General features: G+C 41.1%; 1 protein-coding gene. It reads right to left on the bottom strand.

Annotated features, from left to right (window positions below; translation table 11 throughout):
• Nucleotides 1-175 precede the first annotated feature (175 nt).
• The gene (locus tag ACYQ2M_RS25125; protein WP_459919147.1) at nucleotides 176-754 is read right to left on the bottom strand and encodes an AAA family ATPase; all 579 of its coding nucleotides are present in this window, start codon (nucleotides 752-754) and stop codon (nucleotides 176-178) included.
• Nucleotides 755-945: the final 191 nt, after the last annotated feature.

Below are 945 nucleotides of genomic sequence, written 5' to 3'. Positions count from 1 at the left end.
AGGGCTTCCCGAGTTCCACAGCGCATCTCTTCTTGCATGCCACGGCCTGTGGACTCCGGCGGACCTCCACATCCTCACCAATTACGGATGCGTCTGTATTACCTTCGGCGACCGTTAAAACCCTCGGCATCCGCGGGTTGCTCTCTCGAAGCTGTACCAGCACTTCATCGACTTGTTATGATAAATGCGTTTCTATAAAGTCAGCACGTTCTTTAACATGACCATGAGGAACTATAATTGTTTCATACCCGTATTGAGAATAGTGCTTCAGTAGTCTTTCATATTCAGCAACTGCGTCAGAAAAGGAATGTAAACGTTCTGAATCATGTGAGAATAGTTCCTCCCAAGGTGGAACCATAAAGACTGTTGTATGATATTTGTATTTTTTAAGTATGGTTTTGTATGTCGATGGAAACGGTTTATAGAGAGTGTGAAAAGCTGAAATTGCGTCAACAATTGAACGATCAAAAAAAGTCGGTATTTTTGATGGATTAGCGATATTGTAAAAATAAATAGCCCTGGAAATACAGCGATCAATAAATCTACTCATATCTTTCCAAGGTAATGCCTCACCATTAATAAAAATCTCTTCTTTCACAATTTGACGTCCTGGTTCAGGAAATACAAAGTAACCACGGAGAGCCATTTCGTTAAGCAGTGTTGATTTTCCGCCTCCAGAACATCCACTCAATACCACTAATAAGCTGCTATCGCGAGCTAATGGATTCCCCGCGATGTAGTCATTTTCTGCCATATCCTAAAGATTATTTCATTTTTTGATTAATACTTGTGAAAAGTGTATATTCCGCCCAACGTTATGAATTTTATCCTCCGTCCCGTCTCCGCAAAAAGACACCTTCCGGCCTTGAGAATAAAAACAGACATGAATTTTTATCCGACGCTGAGACAAGGGATGGTGGATAAAATCCTGTTGAACTTAACCTC

Source organism: Desulfocicer niacini, assembly GCF_054657595.1.
The sequence above is the reverse complement of the archived record's forward strand: the minus strand, read 5'-3'. Positions and strand labels throughout refer to the sequence as shown.

What these genes read in the sequence shown, in the direction of transcription:
- ACYQ2M_RS25125 (WP_459919147.1), bottom strand. Translation starts at nt 754, where the DNA reads ATGGCAGAAAATGACTACATCGCGGGGAATCCATTAGCTCGCGATAGC.